Origin of the sequence: Novosphingobium anseongense (genome assembly GCF_037482895.1) — a bacterium.
GTDB classification, from domain to species: domain Bacteria; phylum Pseudomonadota; class Alphaproteobacteria; order Sphingomonadales; family Sphingomonadaceae; genus Novosphingobium; species Novosphingobium anseongense.
Window position 1 is genome coordinate 708,331 of the sequence record NZ_JBBHJZ010000003.1, and the last position, 14,490, is coordinate 722,820.

The following is a 14,490-nucleotide window of genomic DNA, read 5'->3' on the forward strand; positions in this document are numbered from 1 at the left end:
GCGCGGGCGACAAGGCCTCGCGTATCCCCTGGGCGATCAACCGTTTGCCGCACGCGCTGTTCCGGGGCGTTTAACGCTTCGTCGCAGGCCTCGCTTCGGTTCGCCCCGGGTTCATCGCGGGGAAAGCTTCGCGATTGCCGCTAGCCGGCTCAGCTTCTAGGCAGAAGAGATGAGCAAGACCCTTACCGGCGGCTGCCAGTGCGGCCGCATCCGCTACAGCGTCGACCTCGAAAACGACGAGGCCTACCTCTGCCATTGCCGTATGTGCCAGCGTGCGACGGGCGGTTTCGCAGCCGCCTTCACCCAGGTGCCGCTCGCCGGCCTGAACTGGGAGCGTGAGCCCGACTGGTTCCAAAGCTCGCCGATCGCGCGCCGGCCATTCTGTTCGGCCTGCGGCACGCCGCTCGGCTTCGCCTTTCTCGAGGGCGACGACAAGATGGACCTCACGATCGGCAGCTTCGATGATCCCTCGGGTTTTGTGCCGATCCTGCACTCGGGCGCGGAGAGCCTCCACGAGGCCTGGCTGGACATCAAGGACCTGCCGCGTCTTTACAGCAAGGACATCGAAAGCGTTTCCCGTCGCTGGAAGGCGGCGGGCAGGGAGGTACCCGAGTGAGCGAACAGCGCGTGGAATTTGTTGAAAGCGTCGGCGGAGCGAAGCTGGCGGTTCATCGGATCGGGCCCAAGGAAGGTGGCGGACGGCCTGTCCTGCTGCTACACGGCCTGTTCTCGAGCGCGCTGGTCAACTGGATCAAGTTCGGCCACGCCGCCAAGCTCGCCGCGGCCGGCTTCGAGGCGATCATGCTCGATCTGCGGGCGCACGGGCAAAGCGACGCGCCGCACGATCCCGCGGCCTATCCGTCGGACGTGCTGGTCCAGGACGCGCTCAAGGTGGTCGAGACGCTCGGCCTGGCCGAGTTCGACCTCTGCGGCTTCTCGCTCGGCTCGCGCACCTCGGTGCGGGCCGTGCTGGCCGGCCTGACCCCGCGCCGGCTCGTGCTCGGCGGCATGGGGCTCGAAGGGCTCGACAAGTGGGAGCGGCGCAGTTCCTTCTTCATCGGTGCGATCGACCGCTTCGAGGAGATCAAGCGCGGGGATCCCGAATATGTCGCGCAGCAGTTCATGAAGTCGCAGAAGGTCGATCGCGTGGCGACGCGGCTGCTGCTCCAGTCGGTCGACGATACCCGCGCCGAGCAATTGCGCGAGATCACCATGCCCACGCTGGTGGTCTGCGGTGCCGAGGACGACGACAACGGCTCCGCGCCGGACCTGGCCGCGGCGCTGCCCGATGGAACCTATGTCGAAGTGCCGGGCACGCACATGTCCTCGGTGACCAAGCCCGAGCTCGGCGATGCGATAGTGCGCTTCCTGTCCGCGTGACTTCGCGCTAATCCTGCTGACATAACAGAAAGCAGGAAAGAGACTGCCATCATGCTCAAGTTCGTTTCGACCGCGGCGCTGACCCTGGCGCTCGCGGCCTCTCCCGCATTCGGGCAGGACAAGCCCGCCGCACCGGCGCCCCAGCAAACCGGGCCGCAGACGCCGCAGGCCTTCGTGCAGGAGGCCGAGGCCGCCTATGGCAAGGCCCTGATCGAAGGCGCCCAGGCCGACTGGGTCTATGCGACCTACATCAACCAGGACACCGAGGCGCTGACCGCGCGCGCGGGCGCCAAGCTCACCGAACTGCAGGTGGCGAACGCCATCCAGGCCGCGAAGTTCGCGACCGCCAAGGGCCTCGACTACGACACCACGCGCAAGCTCGATCGCATGCGCACCCTGATCGTCCTGCCCGCACCGACGCGTCCGGGCGCAGCCGAGGAGCTGGCGACACTGGGCGCGCGGCTCCAGGGCATCTACGGCAAGGGCCGCGGTACTCTGAACGGCAAGCCGATCAACGGTTCGGACATCGAGGCGGCCATGGGCACGAGCCGCAACCCGGCCGAGCTTCAGGAGATGTGGACGAGCTGGCACGACAACGTCGGCAAGCCGATGGCGGGCGACTACGCCAAGCTCGTCGACTTGGCCAACCAGGGTGCCAAGGAACTCGGCTATGCCGACACCGGCGCGCTCTGGCGCTCGAACTACGACATGACCCCCGAGGCCTTCGCCGCGCTCACCGAGAAGCTGTGGAACGAGGTCAAGCCGCTCTACGAACAGCTCCACTGCTACACGCGCACCAAGCTCAACGAGCGCTACGGCGACACGGTGCAGGCCAAGACCGGGCCGATCCGCGCCGATCTGCTCGGAAACATGTGGGCGCAGGAATGGGGCAACATCTACGACGTCGTCGCCCCGCCGGGCGCCGGCGACATCGGCTACGACACGACCAAGCTGCTCGAGGCCAAGGGCTATGACGCCAACAAGATGGTCAAGGCGGGCGAGGGCTTCTTCTCCTCGCTCGGCTTCGCGCCGCTGCCCGAGACCTTCTGGCAGCGCTCGCAGTTCACCAAGCCCGCCGATCGAGAGGTGATCTGCCACGCCTCGGCCTGGGACATCGACAATGTCGACGACCTGCGCATCAAGATGTGCATCAAGGTCAACGGCGACGATTTTACCACGATCCACCACGAGCTGGGCCACAACTATTACCAGCGCGCCTACAACAAGCAGCCCGCGCTCTATCTCGACGGCGCCAACGACGGCTTCCACGAAGCGATCGGCGATACCGTCGCGCTGTCGATCACGCCCGAATACCTTGTCCAGATCGGCCTGCTCGACTGTGCCCAGGTGCCCAGCGCCGACAAGGACATCGGCCTGCTGCTGCGCCAGGGCATGGACAAGGTGGCCTTCCTGCCCTTCGGCCTGCTGATCGACCGCTGGCGCTGGCAGGCCTTCTCGGGCCAGATCAAGCCGGCCGACTACCAGAAGGCCTGGACCGACATGCGGCTCCAGTACCAGGGCATCGTCCCGCCGTCCGAGCGGCCGGCCGACGCCTTCGATCCCGGCGCCAAGTATCACATCCCGGCGAGCACGCCCTATACGCGCTACTTCCTCGCGCGGATCCTCCAGTTCCAGTTCTACGAGGCGGCGTGCAAGCAGGCCGGCTGGCGCGGTCCGCTGCACCGCTGCTCGTTCTACGGCAACAAGCAGGTCGGCGAGCGGCTCGATGCGATGCTGACGATGGGCGCTTCGAAGCCCTGGCCCGATGCGCTGCAGGCCTTCACCGGCAGCCGCGAGATCAGCGGCAAGCCGATGATCCGCTACTTCGCGCCGCTGACCAAGTGGCTGCAGCAGCAGAACCGCGGCAAGACCTGCGGCTGGTGACGAGATAGGCGGGGCGGGGGCGGTGTCCTCGTCCCGCCGAGCTTTCCGTAACTGTCGGAAAGCTCAGAGTTTGACCTCGATCAGCACCGGCCCGCTCTCGCGCGTGGAGTTGATCATGGCTTGGGTGAAGTCCTCGGCGGTCTCGACCGCGACGGCCGGCACGCCCATCGACTTGGCCATCGCCTGCCAATCGATCCTCGGGTTGTCGATGTCGATCATCGACAGCGCTTGTGGGCCGGGCCCCGAACCGGTGCTTTTCCCAGCGCCCATGTTCGCATATTCGGCCTTGAGGATCGCATAGCTGTTGTTGGCGAACACGATCGTGGTGATCGGCAAGCCCTCGCGCGCCTGGGTCCACAGTGCCTGTATCGTGTACATGGCGCTGCCGTCGCCGACCATGCAGAAGGTCCGTCGATCCGGGCAGGCCAGCGCCGCACCCGTGGCGACGGGCGGGCTGTAGCCGATCGAACCGCCCATGTTGTTGATCATGTCGTGCGGCCGCGCGCCCAGCGTGTGACCCATCGTCTCGCGTCCGGTGGTAAGGGACTCGTCGACCACGATCGCGTTTTCGGGGATCGCGCAGGCCAGGGCGTGGGCGATCGACAGCGGGTTGAGCGCGCCGCTCGGTGCGGTGGTCTCGATCCGCTGCTGGACGAGCGGGGCGGTGCCTGCCGCGCCGAGCGCGTCGAGCAGCATTTCAAAGGCGAGCGCGCTGTCCTCATCCGCCTCGACCAGCGGGTGGACCAGCGCCTCGGGGTTCTTCAGCAGGCTCGGCTGATCGGGATAGGAGAAGAAGGCGACGGGCTCGCTCGTCTCGACCGTGATCAGGTGCTTGATGTCCTTGAGGAAGGCGAGCGCCGGCGCGACCGAGTAGGGAATGCGTTCGAGCGGCGTTCGTCCGGCGCCGCGCTCGATCCGTGCGGTGAAGAACTGCGAGCCGAGTCTCGCTCCGGTCGCCGCGGCGACCTTGCCGGCCAGGGCCAGCGCGGTCCCGCGCGTCGCCTTGTTGGCGAGGATGATCATCGCCGGCTCACCCGCGCGCAGCACCTTGGCGACGTGAGCGATGCGCGCGGCATCGGGCGCGCCGCGGCTCGGCTTGGCCGGGGGCGGGATGATCGGTCTGTCGCCGGCATCCTGCCAAGAGGTGTCGCCCGGCAGGATCAGGGTGGCGATCTTGCCCGGGTGCTCGGAAGCCGCCGCCACGGCGGCGGCGGCGTCCCAGGCGATTGTCGCGGCGCTGTCGGCGCGGCGGACCCAGTGGCTCAGCGGCCGCGCCAGCCCGTCGATGTCGGACTTGAGCGGCGGGTCGTAGCGCAGATGCGCGGCCGAATGCTCGCCCACGACGTTGACCATGCCCGAGCTCGCGCGGCGGGCATTGTGGATGTTGGCAAGGCCGTTGGCGAGGCCGGGGCCGAGGTGCAGCAGGGTCACCGTCGGCTTGTCCTTCATCCGATACCAGCCATCGGCCGCGCCTGTGCAGACGCCCTCGAAAAGGCAGAGCACGGGCTTGATCCGCGGGTTGTCGAGTGCAGCTAGGAAGTGCATCTCCGACGTGCCGGGGTTGGCGAAGCAGACCTCGACGCCCTGGTCGGTCAAGGTCTCGACGAGGCTTTCAGCGCCGTTCATGATCAGCACCCAGCCGGGCCGCGGTCCATGTCGAAAGCGCGACCGGATTGTCGAGAGCGGAGGCGCCCTTTGGTGCTGAATTCGACGTGGCCATGTTCAGCTCTCCCGCGGCTATCTTCTCTTATCCGGTATCAAACCGCCAGTCCCGATAGAGTGCCGAAGCGGCTCGTCCGAAAATCCACCGGCGATCGGCTTGGCAAGCGCGGCCGTGCCGCTGTAGGGGGCGGCATGGCCCGAAAAAATCGTGATCCCTATGGTGACCTCAACCGCGAAGCGGAAGAGGAGGCGCCGCCGCCCGTGCCCTGCTGGCTCTGCGGTCGGCCCACGGGCGGGACCATCGTCTGGCATCATCCTGTGCCGAAGAGCCGCGGTGGCCGCGACGTCGTGCCCATGCACCCGATCTGCCAGCAGACGCTGATCGCCAACTTCACCAATTCCGAGCTGCAGCGGCACGGGATGGACGTCGAGGGCCTGCTGCTCAATCCCGCCGTGCGCAAATTCGTCGACTGGGTGGCCAACAAGGACCCCGATTTCACCGCGCCTCAGGCCAAGAAGCAGCGCTGATCATAGCGGGCATCAGGCGCACGATGCGCCGATGGGAACCGTGCCCAGGTTGATCCCGTCGTGGAATATTGCCGCGCGAGTGCCTGGTGAGCACCCGTTTTCGACGATCATCGAAGCGTCAAGTTCAAGGTCGTCAAACGCCGCATCGGCAGACGGCACCGAACGCGGCGTGTGAACCCGTTCCGCCCAGGTCAAATGAGCCGGCGGCAGGCTCCGCTTGCCGCTTAGTCAAAATCAAGTAATTGGTTGGTTGTTTCGTGCAGCCAGAGATTCGGGAGCCCTGGACACGATCTCGAGAACCGCTGCTCAGGGAGAGTGAAATGACGACCGCGACGGCTCAGGCGCCTCAGAAAACTGCAATCTTCACCGGCGGCGCGCAGACGGACTGGGCGAAGGCGCGGCTCGAAACACTCTTGGCCGAAGATCGCCAGTTCGTCGGCGCTTTGCCCGATCCCGCCGTCGTCGAGGCGAAGCGGCGGCCCGGATTGCGGCTGGCGCAGGTCGTACAGGCGATTTTCGAAGGCTATGCGGGGCGCCCGGCTATTGGTCATCGCGCGCGCGAACTGGCGGCCGATCCCGTCAGCGGACGGATGACCCAGCGTCTGCTCAACCGGTTCGAGACGCGCTCGTTCGGCGAGCTCTGGTCCGACGTCATGGCAACCGCCGCCGAATGGCACGACGACGCAAGGAACCCGGTCAAGGCCGGCGACTTCGGCGCCGTGCTCGGCTTCGCCAGCGCCGGCTATGCGACCATGCAGCTCGCAAACATTCACCTGGGCGTGGTGAACGTGCCGCTCCAGGCCAATGCCCCGACCGATCAGCACGTCGCCATCATCGCCGAGACCGAGCCTCGCGTTCTGGCGGCCAGCATCGAGCTGATCGACGCAGCGGTCGACGCGGTCCTCGCGGGCACGGTTCCGCCGCGGCTGATCGTGTTCGACTACGAGCCGCGCGACGACGCGCAGCGCGAGAAGTACGAAGCCGCGCGCGCCCGGCTGGCGGCCGCCGATTGCCCCATCGTGGTGGATATCCTGCAGGACGTCATCGCACGCGGGCAGGCTCTGCCGCCGCTGCCCGCCCATGAGTCCGACGATCCGGACCCGCTCGTCTGGCTGTTCTATACCTCGGGCACCACGGGGACGCCCAAAGGCGCGATGTATACCGAGGAGACGGTCCGCAACACCTTCCTGTATCACGCCGAAAAGCCCGGAGTTACGCTCAGCTTCATGCCGATGAGTCACGCGGTCGGCTATGGCTACCTCTACCTCGCGCTGGCCAACGGAGGGTGCAGCTACTGTTCGCCGAAAAGCGACCTATCGACCCTGTTCGATGACCTGGCGCTGGTACGGCCGACGATGTCGTCGCTCGTGCCCCGCGTCTGCGAGATGCTCTATCAGCACTATCTTGGTGAAGTGGATCGTCGCATCGCTGCCGGTGCGGACGAGGCGGACGCGCAGGCGGCGGTCAAGCTCGACATTCGCGAGAATCTGCTCGGCGGCCGGCTGCTGTCGGTCGGCTGCGGTTCGGCCGTGCTCTCGCCCGAAGTGCACCAGTTCATGCTGTCGATGCTCGGCGTCCACATGGCGATCGGCTATTCCTCGACCGAGATGGCGACCGCGACGGTCACCGTCGACGGCAAGATCCAGCGCCCGCCGGTGATCGACTATCGCCTCGAAGACGTGCCCGAGCTCGGCTACTTCACCACCGACAAGCCCTATCCGCGCGGCGAATTCCTGGTGAAGATTCCGAAGTTCATGGCGGGCTACTACAAGCGCCCGGACCTTACCGCCGAAAAGTTCACCGCGGACGGCTTCTACAAGTCGGGCGACGTCATGGCGCTGATCGGCCCCGACGAACTCGCCTACGTCGATCGCACGAACAACGTGCAGAAGCTGTCGCAGGGCGAATTCGTCGCGATCGCGCGGCTCGAGGCGCTCTACACGCAGAGCCCCGCGATCCGGCAGATCTACGTCTACGGCACCAGCGAGCGTGCCTTCCTGCTCGCGGTCGTCGTGCCGGCCGAGGACTTGCTCGCCGACTTCGCGAAAGGCGGCGAGGCGACCGATCGGGTCAAGGCGGCGATCCGCCGCGGCCTGCAGCAGGTCGCCGAAGAGCATGGTCTCGCGAGCTACGAGATCCCGCGCGATTTCCTGATCGAGCCCGAAGGCTTCAGCCCCGAGAACGGGTTGCTCACGGGCATCGGCAAGTTCAGCCGCCCCAATTTCAAGGACCGCTTCGGTGCGCAGCTCGAAGCGCGGTTCGCCGAGATCGCGCAGGAGCAGGTCGACGAACTGCGCGCGCTGCGGCTGGGCGGTGCCGATCGCCCGGTGATCGAGACCGTCGCGCGCGCGGTGAAGGCAACACTGGGCGTAGCCGAAACCGACATCTCGCCGCAGGCGCGCTTCACCGATCTCGGCGGCGATTCGCTGTCGGCGCTGTCGTTCTCGATGCTGCTCGAGGAGATCTTCGGCCTCGAGGTGCCCGTCGGCGTGATCATCAATCCGGCCGGCGATCTGCGGCTGGTGGCCGACTACATCGACGCGGCGCGTTCGGGCAAGAAACGCCCGAGCTTCTCGACGGTCCATGCCGCGGACAGCACCACCGTCCACGCCAGCGATCTCAAGCTGGCGAAGTTCATTGATCCCGAAATCTTGGCCAGGGTGCCCGATTTGCCGAAACCGGCCGATGTGGTGAAGACCGTGCTGATGACCGGCGCGACGGGCTGGCTCGGTCGCTTCCAGGCGCTCTCCTGGCTCGAACGGCTGGCGAAAACCGGTGGCAAGCTGATCCTGCTGTCGCGCGGCGCCACGCCCGAGCAGGCGCGCCAGCGCGTGGAAGACGTTCTTGACACCGATCCGGCGCTGATCGCGCATTTCCGCAAGCTGGCCTCGGATCACCTTGAGGTCCTGCCGGGAGATCTCGCGCTCGAAAGCCTGGGTCTCGACGACGCGACCTGGAACCGTCTGGCGGGCGAGGTCGACCTGATCGTCCATCCCGGCGCCCACGTGAACCACAGGCTGCCTTACAACCAGCTGTTCCCGTCAAATGTCGCGGGCACGGCCGAGCTGATCCGGCTGGCGCTGACCACCCGTCTCAAGCGCTTCGACTATGTCTCGACCATGGGCGTGATCCTGTTCGGTGCCGCCGACGAGGATGGCGACATCCGCAAGATCGCGCCGTCGGCCGAACTCGGTGACGGTTACGCCAATGGCTACAACGTATCGAAGTGGGCCAGCGAAGTGCTGGTGCGCGAAGCCCATGACCTTGCCGGCATCCCGGTCGGGGTGTTCCGTCCGGGCATGATCCTGGCGCACAGCCGCTATGCCGGTCAGCTCAACGTGCCCGACATGTTCACGCGCATGCTGTTCAGCCTCGCGGTGACCGGCATCGCGCCGGCGACCTTCTATGCCCAGGATCTGTCGAACGGTCGGCCGAAGGCGCGCTACGAAGGCTTTGCGGTCGATTTCCTCGCCGATGCGATCACCGGCATCAGCGCGGCGCTGCCCGAGGGCTTCCGCAGCTACAACCTGGCGAGTCCGAAACCCGATTTCGTCGCCTTCGACGAATTCGTCGACTGGATGGTCGAGGCCGGCTGCAGGATAGAGCGGATCGCCGACTACGACGACTGGTTCCGCCGCTTCGAGACCGCGCTGAACGGCCTGCCCGAGGATCAGCGGGCCCACTCGCTGCTGCAGATCATCGAACCCTATCGTCATCCGCAGCATCCCGGTATGGGCGAGGGCGTGCCGTGCCAGCGCTTCGCCGGCGATGCCGAGGCGGCCGGCTATCCCGTGGTGCATCTGGAAGCCGGTCTGATCCACAAGTACGTCGCCGACCTCAAGCATGTCGGCCTGTTGCAGTAATCCTGGGGTCCAAGACATCATGACCGAAACCGTTACCTGCACCGTCGAGGACCGGGTCTGCCGGCTGACGCTCAATCGCCCGGACAAGCTCAACGCGCTCAATCTTGCGGTCTTTAAGGAGATCGCGGCCCACCTCGACGGGCTGGACCACGAGGCGGTGAACTGCCTGATCCTCTCGGGCGCCGGGCGGAGCTTCTGCGCCGGGCATGATCTCGACGATCTTGCCTCCGGCGAAGAGTCGGGGGCGGAAGCCGAGCGGTTCGAGAACGGCCTCGTCGAGCGGCTGGCGACCCTGCCGTTCCCGGTCGTCGCGAAAGTGCGCGGCCATTGCTACACCGGCGGCCTCGAACTGGTGCTCGCCGCCGACATCATAGTCGCTGCCGAAACGACCAAGTTCGCCGATACCCATGCTAAGTTCGATCTCGTGCCGATCTGGGGGCTTTCGCAGCGCCTGCCGCGTCGCGTCGGCCTGGCCAAGGCAAAAGAGATGATGTTCAGTTCGCGCACCTACTCGGGCGTCGAGGCCGCGGCGATGGGGCTGGCCAACAGCGCCGTCCCTGACGAGGAACTCGATGGTTATGTCGACGCGCTGTGTGCCGACATCGCGCGGAACAGTGCGCGGTCAAACCGCGAAATCAAGAAGCTGCTCGTCGATACCGACGGGCTGAACCTGGCGGCGGGCAATGCCTGGGAACTGCATCACAGTCCGGGCCACGGCCCGGAATTCCAGGCCATGATCGCTGCGCGGCGACCGCAGAAGGGCGGCTAGAACTCTCCGCGCAGAGTTCCCGCCCTGCGAGGCGCGGGCGAGGCGCGAGGGCACCCGTTGGCCCTCGCGCCTTCCGGCCTCCTACCGCCAGGCGTCCGCCGCCGGCGTCAACCCGCGCAGATGGCCGGTGCCGTCCTTGCCGGCGATCAGCGCCGGTTGCGGGCAATCGGTCTCGATGCGCAGGTAGGACAGGGCCATGGTCTTGATGAACCAGCGGCCGTCGCGCTTGACGTAGGTCTCCAGGTAGTGGCCCCAGCCGTGGTTCTGTCGGCCGTCTTCCCAGATGTTGTAGTCCTCGAGCACCCATACGCCCGTCGCGCTGTCGGGGCCGGTCAGATCGATCTCGGGCATGTGGCCGTGGTGGACGCTCTGGACGATCGTCAGGCCGCTGGCATAGGCGCGGAACGCGGCGCGGCCCTGGTACTTCTCGCCACCCGCACGGCCCAGATCGACCAAGCAGTCCTCGGCAAAGACGCCCGCGTAGGTGTCCCAGTCCTTGCTGTCGAGCGAGCGGAAATAGCGCGCCTTCAGCTTCTTGATCTCTTCGACGTCGTCCATTCGCTCTCTCCCGTTTTTTCTGCGACATGGTGTCGCGCTGGGCGAGGCTAACGGACGACGCAGGAAGAGCGCAAGGCTTAGCGGAACGGCGGCTCGTTGAACGCGCGCAGCTTGCGGCTGTGCAGCCGCGCGCCTTCCTGGCGCAGCAGATCGCAGGCGATCACGCCGATCTTGAGGTGCGCGGCGATCGCTTCCTCGTAGAAGCGGTTGGCCTGGCCGGGCAGCTTGATCTCGCCGTGCAGCGGCTTGTCCGAGACGCAGAGCAGCGTGCCGTAGGGCACGCGGAAGCGATAGCCCTGGGCGGCTATCGTCGCGCTCTCCATGTCGATCGCGACGGCGCGCGACTGGCTGAAGCGATGGGCCGAATGGGTGTAGCGCAGCTCCCAGTTGCGATCGTCGGTGGTGACGACGGTGCCCGTGCGCATGCGCTTCTTGAGATCGGCGCCGCCGGTGCCGCTGACGATCTCGGCGGCCTTCTGCAGCGCGACCTGGACTTCGGCGATCGCAGGTAGCGGGATTTCGGGTGGCAGCACCGGATCGAGCACGTGGTCGTCGCGCAGATAGGCGTGGGCCAGCACATAGTCGCCGATGCGCTGGGTGTCGCGTAGGCCGCCGCAGTGGCCGATCATCAGCCAGGCCTCGGGGCGCAGCACGGCCAGGTGGTCGCAGATCGTCTTGGCGTTCGAGGGACCGACGCCGATGTTGACCAGGCTGATGCCCTCGCGGCCCGGCGCGATCAGGTGATAGGCGGGCATCTGGTGGCGCCGCCAGGCGGTGTCGCTCATCCGCTCGCGCGCGTTTTCGGTTTCGCTGTCGAGATAGAGCCCGCCGGCGCCCGAGAGCGCGGTGAACTCGTCCTGACCGAGCTGCTGGCCAGCCCAGTCGACGAACTCATCGACGTAGCGGTGGTAGTTGGTAAACAGGATGTAGCGCTGGAAATGCTCGGCCGGGGTGCCCGTGTAGTGCGCGAGGCGGGCGAGGCTGAAATCGGTGCGCAGCCCGTCGAACAGCGACAGCGGGATCGGCGCGCCGGGCATGTTGACCTCGATCCCGTCGGCCAGCTCGTCGCCGATGTGCGCGAGGTCGGTCGAGGGGAAGTGAAGCGCGAGCTCGTTGGGGCTGACGCTGCCAAGGCCCGAACTGGCGTCGATCACGTAAGGGAAGGGGATTTCCTGGTTCGAGCGGCCGACCTCGACGCGAATGTCGTAATCGGTGGAAAGCAGGCTCAGCTGTTCGGTAAGATAGTCGGCAAACAGCGCCGGGCGGGTGACCGTGGCGGCATAGGTGCCGCCGTGGCCGAGCCGGCCGAAGGCGCGCGTCACATCGGGGCGATGCTCGCGGCCGGCATAGTGGACGCGCAGCTCGGGATAGCACCAGGCATTGTCGCGGCGGCGCTCGGGCGGGGGCAGGGTGCCCTGGCCGGCGTAGGCGGCGACGTCGGCGCGCAGCGTCTCGACGGCGGTTTCATAGATTTGGGTAAGTTCGGCGATGATCTCTGCGGGTGATGTCATCGCCCCCTAGTACCGCGCGACTGTGGCAAAGCAAAGATGGTTTTGGGCCAACAAAAAAGCCGCCGTCCCGGAGGACGACGGCCTTTTTTGCTGACGAAACGTCGCGAAGCTTAGGCTTCGGTCGTGTCTTCGTCCGATTCCTCGACCGCGATTTCGCCGGGTTCGGCGTTCGGGTTGAAGGCTTCGGTGAAGCCGGCCACGTCCTGTTCGAACATGGCGGCCATGACGTCGACGCCCTGGGCCTGGAGGTCGGCTTCGTCGGGCGAACGCGCGACGTTGACCTTGACCTGGACCGAGACTTCGGGGTGCAGCTGGACGCGCACGTCGACCACGCCGATCGTCTTGATCGGGCGTTCGAGGATGACCATCGCCTTGGAGACGTTGGCGCCCTGTTCGTTGAGGCCCTCGACGATGTCGCGGACCGAAACCGAACCGTAGAGCTGGCCCGAGTTCGACGAGGCGCGAATGAGCACGATGCTCATGCCCTCGACGTTTTCGCCGGCCTTCTGGGCTTCGCCACGACGAGCGGCGTTGTCCGACTCGATCTTGGCGCGGTTGGCTTCGAACACCTTGAGGTTCGCCGCGTTGGAGCGGAGCGCCTTCTTGTTCGGCAGCAGGTAGTTGCGCGCGTAGCCGTCCTTGACGGTCACGACGTCGCCGATGGAGCCCAGCTTCTCGATGCGTTCGAGGAGGATGATCTGCATGGTCTTGCCTCCCTTACTTCACGAGATACGGCAGAAGGCCGATCTGGCGCGCACGCTTGATAGCCTGGCCCAGCTCGCGCTGCTTCTTGGCGGACACCGCGGTGATGCGGCTCGGAACGATCTTGCCACGCTCGGACATGAAGCCCTGGAGCAGGCGCACGTCCTTGTAGTCGATCGCGGGTGCGTTCTTGCCCGAGAACGGGCAGGACTTGCGGCGGCGGAAGAATGCACGTGCCATGGATTATCCCTCCTCGCGGTCGCGGCGACGGCTGCGTTCGCGGTCGCTCTTGCGCATCTGAACCGAGGGGCCTTCCTCGAGAGCATCGACACGGACCGACATGTAGCGGATCACGTCTTCGTTGATCTGGGTCTGGCGCTCGAGCTCGGCGATGACGCCGGCCGGAGCCTCGATGTTCAGGAGCACGAAATGCGCCTTGCGGTTACGCTTGATCTTGTAAGCGAGATTCTTGAGGCCCCAGGTCTCGGTCTTGACGACCTTGCCCTGGTTGTTCTCGATAATCTCGGTAGCGGTGGCGGCCAGCGCATCGACCTGCGCCTGGCTCAGATCCTGGCGTGCCAGGAAAACGTGCTCGTATAGCGGCACGGCGGCTTCCTTATATCTGTCTAACCGATCGCTGGCTGATCCGCGGGATTGCGGGGCCCCTCCGGCTTTCTTCGTTTTCCCTGCATGCGCGGGGAAGCGGCGGCCCTTAGCGAGTCTGGGGGGAAAAGCAAGCGGATTGGCGCCGGCCACCCTCATCCAAGCTACGCTAGTCCGCCGCGCGAGCAAGCTAGGCTATCCTTCTCCCGTCAGCGGGAGAGGCGCGAGACTTACCGAACGTAGTGAGGTTGGTCGCAGCGGTGAGGGGGACTGTGCATGCCGCTATTCGCTCGGCTGCGCCATGCGGTGCGCCACGCCGACGTCGCCCGCCGCCGCGCGGACGATTTCGGCCAATTCGTTCACGTCGTTGATCCGCAACTCGCGGCCCTGCTGCACGGCGATGCCGGCCTTCTGCAGGTATTGCAGCTCGCGCGTCACCGCCTCGCGGTGGGTGCCGATGCGCGCGGCTAGCTGGGCGTGGGTGGGGGCCGAGGTCACGATCGCTTCGTTGTTCGCGACACCGGCGTCGAGGCTCAGGCGTAGCAGTTCGCAGTGGAGACGGCTGCGCACGGCGAGTGCGTTGAGTTCGAAGATGCGCTCGGTCTGCAGGCGGATGCGGCCGACCAGACGGCGGGCCAGCCAGTCGGCATGGACCGGGGTGCCGAGCGCCACGCGGCGGAAGGTTTCAGCCGAGATACAGGCCAGCGCGCAGGCGCCGGTGGCCGTGACCGTGGCCGAGCGTGGCTGCTCGTCGATCGCGGCGAATTCGCCGAACAGCTCGCCGGGACCGAGGTCGGCCAGGCTGATCTCGCGGCCGTTGAGCGAATAGAGCTCCACCCGCAGCGTGCCCTCGAGCACGACGAAGACGTCGGTCGTGCGATCCTGGTGGCCGATGACGATCTGGCCGGAGCGAAGGGTCACCAGCCGCGCATGCGGCTCGAGCTCGGCGCCGAGCGTTTCGGGTAGAAGCTTCGAAAGCGCCTGCAATTGGCTGTTCGGTTTGACCATCATGCCCCCCAAAGCGATCGCG

Annotated in this window: 13 protein-coding genes; 6 read left to right on the forward strand and 7 right to left on the reverse strand. The window is 66.3% G+C overall.

The annotated features are described in order from the left end of the window. Nucleotides 1–169 precede the first annotated feature (169 nt). From WG901_RS17375 to WG901_RS17385, 3 genes are read left to right on the forward strand one after another with little or no spacing between them, the layout of a single operon-like run. Nucleotides 170–616 carry a GFA family protein gene (locus WG901_RS17375; RefSeq protein ID WP_339588347.1) on the forward strand — a complete coding sequence of 149 codons (447 nt, stop codon included), beginning with the start codon at nt 170–172 and terminating at the stop codon, nt 614–616. Further along, complete coding sequence (locus tag WG901_RS17380) at nt 613–1,380, forward strand: alpha/beta fold hydrolase (RefSeq protein ID WP_339588348.1); 768 nt, start codon at nt 613–615, stop codon at nt 1,378–1,380. Before WG901_RS17375 ends, WG901_RS17380 begins: the two co-directional genes overlap by 4 nt. A gap of 51 nt (nt 1,381–1,431) precedes the next feature. Beyond that, nucleotides 1,432–3,264, forward strand: coding sequence for a M2 family metallopeptidase (locus WG901_RS17385; RefSeq protein ID WP_339588349.1), 1,833 nt, complete (start codon nt 1,432–1,434; stop codon nt 3,262–3,264). Nucleotides 3,265–3,327: 63 nt separating this feature from the next. Here the strand turns inward: WG901_RS17385 and WG901_RS17390 are convergent, their stop codons facing one another. Further along, complete coding sequence (locus WG901_RS17390; RefSeq protein ID WP_339588350.1) at nt 3,328–4,890, reverse strand: acetolactate synthase large subunit; 1,563 nt, start codon at nt 4,888–4,890, stop codon at nt 3,328–3,330. A 228-nt stretch (nt 4,891–5,118) separates the two neighbouring features. Here WG901_RS17390 and WG901_RS17395 point away from each other — a divergent pair, with 228 nt between their 5' ends. The 3 genes from WG901_RS17395 (at nt 5,119) to WG901_RS17405 (ending at nt 10,086) form a co-directional block, all read left to right on the forward strand. Then, complete coding sequence (locus tag WG901_RS17395; protein WP_339588351.1) at nt 5,119–5,454, forward strand: hypothetical protein; 336 nt, start codon at nt 5,119–5,121, stop codon at nt 5,452–5,454. 320 nt (nt 5,455–5,774) lie between these two features. Further along, nucleotides 5,775–9,317, forward strand: a complete 3,543-nt coding sequence (gene car, locus WG901_RS17400; protein ID WP_339588352.1) for a carboxylic acid reductase — start codon at nt 5,775–5,777, stop codon at nt 9,315–9,317. Nucleotides 9,318–9,336: 19 nt separating this feature from the next. Continuing rightward, nucleotides 9,337–10,086, forward strand: coding sequence for an enoyl-CoA hydratase/isomerase family protein (locus WG901_RS17405; RefSeq protein ID WP_339588353.1), 750 nt, complete (start codon nt 9,337–9,339; stop codon nt 10,084–10,086). 81 nt (nt 10,087–10,167) lie between these two features. Here the strand turns inward: WG901_RS17405 and WG901_RS17410 are convergent, their stop codons facing one another. The 6 genes from WG901_RS17410 to WG901_RS17435 all read right to left on the reverse strand — a co-directional run bounded on the left by WG901_RS17410 (nt 10,168) and on the right by WG901_RS17435 (nt 14,468). After that, on the reverse strand, nt 10,168–10,644 hold the full coding sequence (locus WG901_RS17410) for a nuclear transport factor 2 family protein (RefSeq protein ID WP_339588354.1): 477 nt from the start codon (nt 10,642–10,644) through the stop codon (nt 10,168–10,170). A gap of 77 nt (nt 10,645–10,721) precedes the next feature. Next, nucleotides 10,722–12,155: an AMP nucleosidase gene (locus tag WG901_RS17415; RefSeq protein WP_339588355.1), complete on the reverse strand. Its 1,434-nt coding sequence runs from the start codon at nt 12,153–12,155 to the stop codon at nt 10,722–10,724. Between the two features lie 110 nt (nt 12,156–12,265). Next, the gene (gene rplI / locus WG901_RS17420) at nt 12,266–12,859 is read right to left on the reverse strand and encodes a 50S ribosomal protein L9 (RefSeq protein WP_339588356.1); all 594 of its coding nucleotides are present in this window, start codon (nt 12,857–12,859) and stop codon (nt 12,266–12,268) included. 13 nt (nt 12,860–12,872) lie between these two features. Continuing rightward, a complete protein-coding gene (gene rpsR, locus WG901_RS17425; protein WP_264445519.1) occupies nt 12,873–13,097 on the reverse strand; it encodes a 30S ribosomal protein S18 in 225 nt (74 codons plus the stop codon). Between the two features lie 3 nt (nt 13,098–13,100). Beyond that, on the reverse strand, nt 13,101–13,463 hold the full coding sequence (gene rpsF / locus WG901_RS17430) for a 30S ribosomal protein S6 (RefSeq protein ID WP_339588357.1): 363 nt from the start codon (nt 13,461–13,463) through the stop codon (nt 13,101–13,103). Nucleotides 13,464–13,742: 279 nt separating this feature from the next. After that, complete coding sequence (locus WG901_RS17435) at nt 13,743–14,468, reverse strand: Crp/Fnr family transcriptional regulator (protein ID WP_339588358.1); 726 nt, start codon at nt 14,466–14,468, stop codon at nt 13,743–13,745. Nucleotides 14,469–14,490: the final 22 nt, after the last annotated feature.

Bases quoted from the DNA above. Each gene is read 5' to 3' on its own strand.
- WG901_RS17375 (WP_339588347.1), top strand. From the start codon at position 170: ATGAGCAAGACCCTTACCGGCGGCTGCCAGTGCGGCCGCATCCGCTAC.
- WG901_RS17435 (WP_339588358.1), bottom strand. From the start codon at position 14,468: ATGGTCAAACCGAACAGCCAATTGCAGGCGCTTTCGAAGCTTCTACCC.
- WG901_RS17415 (WP_339588355.1), bottom strand. From the start codon at position 12,155: ATGACATCACCCGCAGAGATCATCGCCGAACTTACCCAAATCTATGAA.
- WG901_RS17410 (WP_339588354.1), bottom strand. From the start codon at position 10,644: ATGGACGACGTCGAAGAGATCAAGAAGCTGAAGGCGCGCTATTTCCGC.
- car (WP_339588352.1), top strand. From the start codon at position 5,775: ATGACGACCGCGACGGCTCAGGCGCCTCAGAAAACTGCAATCTTCACC.
- WG901_RS17385 (WP_339588349.1), top strand. From the start codon at position 1,432: ATGCTCAAGTTCGTTTCGACCGCGGCGCTGACCCTGGCGCTCGCGGCC.
- WG901_RS17395 (WP_339588351.1), top strand. From the start codon at position 5,119: ATGGCCCGAAAAAATCGTGATCCCTATGGTGACCTCAACCGCGAAGCG.
- WG901_RS17390 (WP_339588350.1), bottom strand. From the start codon at position 4,890: ATGAACGGCGCTGAAAGCCTCGTCGAGACCTTGACCGACCAGGGCGTC.
- rpsR (WP_264445519.1), bottom strand. From the start codon at position 13,097: ATGGCACGTGCATTCTTCCGCCGCCGCAAGTCCTGCCCGTTCTCGGGC.
- WG901_RS17405 (WP_339588353.1), top strand. From the start codon at position 9,337: ATGACCGAAACCGTTACCTGCACCGTCGAGGACCGGGTCTGCCGGCTG.
- rplI (WP_339588356.1), bottom strand. From the start codon at position 12,859: ATGCAGATCATCCTCCTCGAACGCATCGAGAAGCTGGGCTCCATCGGC.